General features: G+C 70.8%; 5 protein-coding genes and 1 pseudogene. 4 read left to right on the top strand and 2 right to left on the bottom strand.

The features are described 5' to 3' along the window. A partial coding sequence (locus AB0C29_RS31470) for a MarR family transcriptional regulator (protein ID WP_360827796.1) occupies window positions 1-479 on the bottom strand: 479 nt, incomplete at its 3' end. Between the two features lie 98 nt (window positions 480-577). Between AB0C29_RS31470 and AB0C29_RS31465 the strand changes: the two genes are divergently transcribed. From AB0C29_RS31465 to AB0C29_RS31455, 3 genes are all read left to right on the top strand, one after another. Continuing rightward, window positions 578-952: a DoxX family protein gene (locus tag AB0C29_RS31465; protein WP_360827793.1), complete on the top strand. Its 375-nt coding sequence runs from the start codon at window positions 578-580 to the stop codon at window positions 950-952. Window positions 953-1,033: 81 nt separating this feature from the next. Beyond that, complete coding sequence (pgi, locus tag AB0C29_RS31460; RefSeq protein ID WP_360827790.1) at window positions 1,034-2,665, top strand: glucose-6-phosphate isomerase; 1,632 nt, start codon at window positions 1,034-1,036, stop codon at window positions 2,663-2,665. A 48-nt stretch (window positions 2,666-2,713) separates the two neighbouring features. Further along, a complete protein-coding gene (locus tag AB0C29_RS31455; protein WP_360827787.1) occupies window positions 2,714-3,808 on the top strand; it encodes a winged helix DNA-binding domain-containing protein in 1,095 nt (364 codons plus the stop codon). Here AB0C29_RS31455 and AB0C29_RS31450 read toward each other — a convergent pair. After that, complete coding sequence (locus AB0C29_RS31450; RefSeq protein ID WP_360827784.1) at window positions 3,805-4,758, bottom strand: FAD-dependent oxidoreductase; 954 nt, start codon at window positions 4,756-4,758, stop codon at window positions 3,805-3,807. The two genes, AB0C29_RS31455 and AB0C29_RS31450, sit on opposite strands and share 4 nt — an antisense overlap. Window positions 4,759-5,058: 300 nt before the next feature. Between AB0C29_RS31450 and AB0C29_RS31445 the strand changes: the two are divergent. Further along, a pseudogene (locus AB0C29_RS31445) lies at window positions 5,059-5,462 on the top strand (hypothetical protein); the annotation flags it as partial.

Below are 5,462 nucleotides of genomic sequence, written 5' to 3'. Positions count from 1 at the left end.
CGTTGATCTTTCCCGCACCCGCCCGGCGCGATGCCGCGCAGCACCCGCTCGCTGATCTCGCCCAGCTGGCGCAGCTGCGCCGGGGTGAGCGCGTCGACGACCAGCCGCCGCACGCCGGCCACGTGCTCCGGCGCGATCTGCACGATCTTGGCGTAGCCCTCGTCGGTGAGGATCGCGTTGGTGTAGCGCCCGTCGGCCGGGTCCAGCTCGCGGCGCACCCAGCCGCGCCGTTCCAGCCGCTTGATCAGGTGGGACAGTCGTGACAGCGAGCCCTGGGCGAACTCCGCCAGGGCGCTGATCCGCATGGTGCGCCCGGGGGCCTCGGACAGCCCGGCCATGACGCCGTACTCGAACTGGGTGATGCCGGCCAGGCGCTGCATCTCGCCGTCGAGCGTGGCCGGCAGGACGACCATGAGCGCGGCGAAGCTCTTCCATGCCCGTAACTGCTGCTCATCGAGCCAGTTCACCTCGTCGCCCACCCGGCCATCGTAGCTGAACGTTCACGTCACTCTGGGTTGACCGTTCAAGTCCCAGGGCCTACGGTCCACTAGAACGTTCAACTCTCGAAGGGCTCTCCATGAACACTGTGCTGTGGATCGTCGCCGGTCTGCTGGCTGCCGCCTTCCTCGTCTCCGGCCTCATGAAGGTCGTGCGGCCCAAGGAGGAGCTCAAGAAGGCCGGCATGGCGTGGGTCGACCTGTTCTCGCCCGGCGCGGTCAAGGCCATCGGTGCCGTGGAGGCCCTCGCCGCGATCGGGCTGATCCTGCCCGCCGCCCTGGACATCGCCCCGATCCTGGTCCCGCTGGCCGCGCTCGGCCTGGTGCTGGTGATGATCGGCGCGGCCATCACCCACGCCCGGATGAACGACTACAAGGGCATGGTGCCCAGCATCGTGCTGTTGCTGCTGGCGGCCTTCGTCGCCTGGGGCCGATTCGGACCGTACGCGTTCTGAACGGTTCCAGTTCGCGGCGAGCCGCTTCGATCCGTGCCACGATGAACGCGATAGTTCTGGTCCAGGCGGGAGTCAAAGGCAATGAGCGAACACGTTTCCGACAGCGCCGAATGGCAGGCAGTGCAGGGGCACGCCGAGAAGTTCTCGAGTGTGCACCTGCGCGAACTGTTCGACAGTGATCCACGGCGCGGCGAGCGGCTCACCGCCCAGGTGGCGGACCTCTACGTGGACTACAGCAAGAACCTGATCACCGACGAGGTCGTGGCCGCGCTGGTCGCCCTGGCCGAGCGGGCCGGGCTGCGCGAGCGCACGGCGGCCATGTTCGCCGGCGAGCACATCAACGTCACCGAGGACCGGGCCGTGCTGCACACCGCGCTGCGGCTGCCCCGGGAGGCCACTCTGGTCGTCGACGGCCAGGACGTCGTCCACGACGTGCACGAGGTGCTGGACCGGATGGGCGCGTTCACCGACCGGGTCCGCTCCGGCGAGTGGACCGGCGCCACCGGGCAGCGGATCAAGACGATCGTCAACATCGGCATCGGCGGGTCCGACCTCGGGCCGGTCATGGCGTACGAGGCCCTGAAGGCGTACGCCGACGCGGGCCTGGAGTGCCGCTTCATCTCCAACATCGACCCCACCGACCTGTACGCCAAGACCCACGACCTGGACCCGGCGACCACCCTGTTCGTGGTCGTGTCCAAGACGTTCGGCACGCAGGAGACGCTGACCAACGCCACCGAGGCCCGCAACTGGCTGCTGGCCGGGCTCAGCGGCGACCAGAGCGCGGTGGCCAAGCACTTCGTCGCGGTCAGCACCAACGCCCAGCGGGTGGCCGACTTCGGTATCGACACCGAGAACATGTTCGGCTTCTGGGACTGGGTCGGCGGGCGCTACTCGCTGCCCTCGGCGGTCGGCCTGTCGGTGATGCTGGCGATCGGCAAGGAGCGCTTCGGCGAGCTGCTGGCCGGCTACCACGCCGTCGACGAGCACTTCCGCACCACGCCGCTGGAGCGCAACGTGCCGGCCCTGCTCGGGCTGCTCAACGTCTGGTACGACACGTTCCTCGGGGCCCAGTCGCACGCCGTGCTGCCGTACTCGCAGTATCTGCACCGCTTCCCGGCGTACCTGCAGCAGCTGACCATGGAGAGCAACGGCAAGCACGTCCGCCTGGACGGCTCCGCCGTGGACTTCCAGACCGGTGAGGTCTTCTGGGGCGAGCCCGGCACCAACGGCCAGCACGCTTTCTACCAGCTGATCCACCAGGGCACCAAGCTGATCCCGGCCGACTTCATCGGCTTCTCGGTGCCCAACCACGACACCGGCGAGATGCACGACCTGTTCATGTCGAACTTCTTCGCCCAGACCAGCGCGCTGGCGTTCGGCCGCACCGCCGAGCAGATCGAGGCCGAGGGCGTGCCCGCGGAGATCGTGCCGCACAAGGTGATGCCGGGCAACCACCCGACCACCACCATCCTGGCCGAGAAGCTGACCCCGTCGGTGCTGGGCCAGCTCATCGCGCTCTACGAGCACATCACCTTCACCCAGGGCACCATCTGGCAGATCAACTCGTTCGACCAGTGGGGCGTGGAGCTGGGCAAGGTCATGGCCAACCAGCTGGCCCCGCTGCTGACCGCGGCCGAGGCCCCGGGCGCGGAGAACGACTCCTCGACCGACACCCTCATCGCCCGCTACCGCACCCAGCGCGGCCGCTGATCGCTCAGGGCGCCCTTTCTTGTCGGAGGGGCGCCCTAAGCTGCGTCTGTGGATCTGACGACGACGCAGGCGCTGGCCCTGCGCATGCGCAGCTTGCTGCTCACCCCGCCGCACCCGGTCGCGGACGTCGCCGGGGTGGTCGAGTGGTTCGGCGCCATGCAGGCGCAGGACATGGCGAGCGGCCTGTGGTCGCTGGGCGTGCGCCTGCCCGGCTGGACGGTCGGTGACGTCACGGACGCCCTGGAGCGCCGCGAAGCGATCCGCACGTGGCCCATGCGCGGCACCGTGCACCTGGTCCCGCCGGCCGACGCGCGCTGGATGCTCGAGCTGATGGGCGTGCGCGCGCTGGCCGGGGCGGCGAAGCGCCGCGAGACGATCGGCCTGTCCGAGGCGACGGCCGAGCGCGGCGTCGAGGTCCTGGCCACGGCCCTGAAGGGCAACCGGCTGACCCGCGCCGAGTGCCTGGCGGCCCTCGCCGAGGCGGGCGTCGAGCTGGGCCCGCAGATGGGCTACCACCTCCTCTGGTACGCGAGCCAGCAGGGCGTCTCCTGCATCGCCCCGCACATCGGCAAGGAGCAGACGTTCGTGCTGCTCGACGAGTGGGCGCCCGAGCCCAACCGGCCGGAGCGCACCGAGGCATTGGGCATCATGGCGCTGCGCTACTTCCGCAGCCACGGGCCGGCGACCCGGGCTGACTTCGCCCGCTGGACCGGCCTGACCATGGCCGACACCCGGGCGGGCATCACCGCGGCCGGCGACCAGCTCACCACCGTCCGGGTCGACGGCACCGAGATGATCGCCGATCCGGCCCTGCTCGACACCACACCGGCCGACGTGGCCGGCGACTGGGCGGCCCTGCCCGGCTTCGACGAATACGTCCTGGGCTACAAGGACCGCTCGCTGATGATGGACGACGAGCACCTGGCCGCGGTCGTTCCGGGCGGCAACGGCATCTTCCGCTCGACCCTGGTCCGCGGCGGCCGGGTGGTCGGCACCTGGACCCGCACCCTGGGCAGAAAGGCCGTGACCATCGAGATCCAGCCGCTCGTCGACCTCGGCCCGGCCGAGCGGGCCCGGGCGGAGGAGGCCCTCCAGCCGTACGCGGCCTTCGTCGGCCTGCCCGCCCAGATCCGCTGGCCCTAGACCAGGGTCCGGACGATCTCCAGCACGCTGTCGGCGCAGCCCCACGAGAGGCTGACCCCGGCGCCGCTGTGCCCGTAGTTGTGCACCACGTGCCGTCCGCCGAGGTCGACGTGCTCCAGCCGGATCTCCGGTCGCTGCGGCCGGATGCCGGTGCGATGCCCGAGCACCGGGGCCTCGGCGATGGCGGGCACGATCCCGGCGCACCGGGCGATGATCCCGGCGGCCACCTCCGGATCCGGCTCCGGGTCGCTCTGTCCTTTGTCGGCGTTGCCGCCCAGCAGCAGCACGTCGCCCTGGGGGAGCAGGTAGGTCATCTCCTCCAGTTCCTCGGTGTGCTCGGCGAAGAACTCCCGCACCCCGGGATTGCGGACGGCCACGAGCTGGCCGCGGATCGGTTCGACCTCCGGATCGGGCACCAGCTCACGCGCCCCGATCCCGCTGCAGTTGACCACCACGGGCGCGGTCCCCTCGTCGAGCGAGCGCACGTGCCCGATCTCCACCGTCCCGCCCGCGGCCACCAGCCGCCGCTCCAGATAGGCCAGGTACGGCGGCATGTCGATGATCGGTGCGGTGTAGCGCCAGCCGCTGGCGAAGCCGCCGGGCAGCTCGGCGGCGGCACACTCACGGAAGCCGGGCAGGTCCTGCGCCCAGTCCGGGGACGGGATGCGCCGGCGCGAGGCCTCGACGCCGCGCACGAGCCGCACCTCCGGCCGGCCCGCGTGGACCATGTCGCGGAAGACGTCGTAGCTGCGGGTGCTCCAGCTCAGCACCAGCGGATGGTTGGCGTAGATGGGGTCCCAGATCGCCCCGGCCGCGGCCGAGGTGGTCTGTTCGGGTCTGCGCTGCGCGCGGATCCGGACGCGGAGTCCCGCCTCGGCGAGCCGGACGGCCGTGGTCAGGCCTGATACACCGGCGCCGATGGTCAGGACATCGGGTCGGGCAGAGGTCATCGTCCGACGCTAACCGGGTATCGGCCGTTGTCCCGTCGAGGAACGTAAATGTACGGCGATTGCGGACAATGCCCTGCGAAGGTTGTCCGGCCCGCCCGTCAGGTGCTAGCGAACTCTACCGACTGTTCGATTCCGGATACTGAGCGTGTTGCATTCCGGGATCGGATGCGGTGCAATCGACAGGCTGGCGACACGCGTGGCACGGGGCCGCGCCGCTGGGGAGTCATCGGTCACCGCTGACCCTTGCGCGCCGTCCGGCGTCTCCCCGGTGCTCCGTACCGCCGTGCATGGGGGAGCCGAATGCTGATCGCGGGCGAGGTGCACACCGGACTGCTCCGGGCACCCGACCCGGTGACCGCCGACCAGGCCCGCCGCCTGGTGGACCTCGTGGTCGGCGAACCGGTGCTGGTGTCCCACCGCCCGATCGCGTACGCGCGTTCCCCGGAGATCCCCGTCGGGGTCGACTGTGGACTGGGTTCGGCCGCCGACTCCCGGCGGGTGCGCGGCGTCGGCACCGCTCGGCAACGGGCCGCGATCACCGGCGGCCATGTCGTGCAGGGTTCCGCGGTGACCACACTGGTCCGGGGCGAGGGCAGTGCCCGTCAGCCCTGGTCGCACTATCTGACCCGTCCGGGCGTCATCGAGACGCTCGGCCGTACCCGATGGGACGAGGTCGCCGCCGCGCTCGGCGGCCCCGACCGGCC

The organism is Actinoplanes sp. NPDC048791, from assembly GCF_040650095.1.
Classification (GTDB): domain Bacteria; phylum Actinomycetota; class Actinomycetes; order Mycobacteriales; family Micromonosporaceae; genus Actinoplanes.
This window is presented reverse-complemented; position numbering and strand designations above follow the sequence as displayed.

Coding starts and splice junctions, on each gene's coding strand:
- AB0C29_RS31465 (WP_360827793.1), top strand. CDS start 578: ATGAACACTGTGCTGTGGATCGTCGCCGGTCTGCTGGCTGCCGCCTTC.
- pgi (WP_360827790.1), top strand. CDS start 1,034: ATGAGCGAACACGTTTCCGACAGCGCCGAATGGCAGGCAGTGCAGGGG.
- AB0C29_RS31450 (WP_360827784.1), bottom strand. CDS start 4,758: ATGACCTCTGCCCGACCCGATGTCCTGACCATCGGCGCCGGTGTATCA.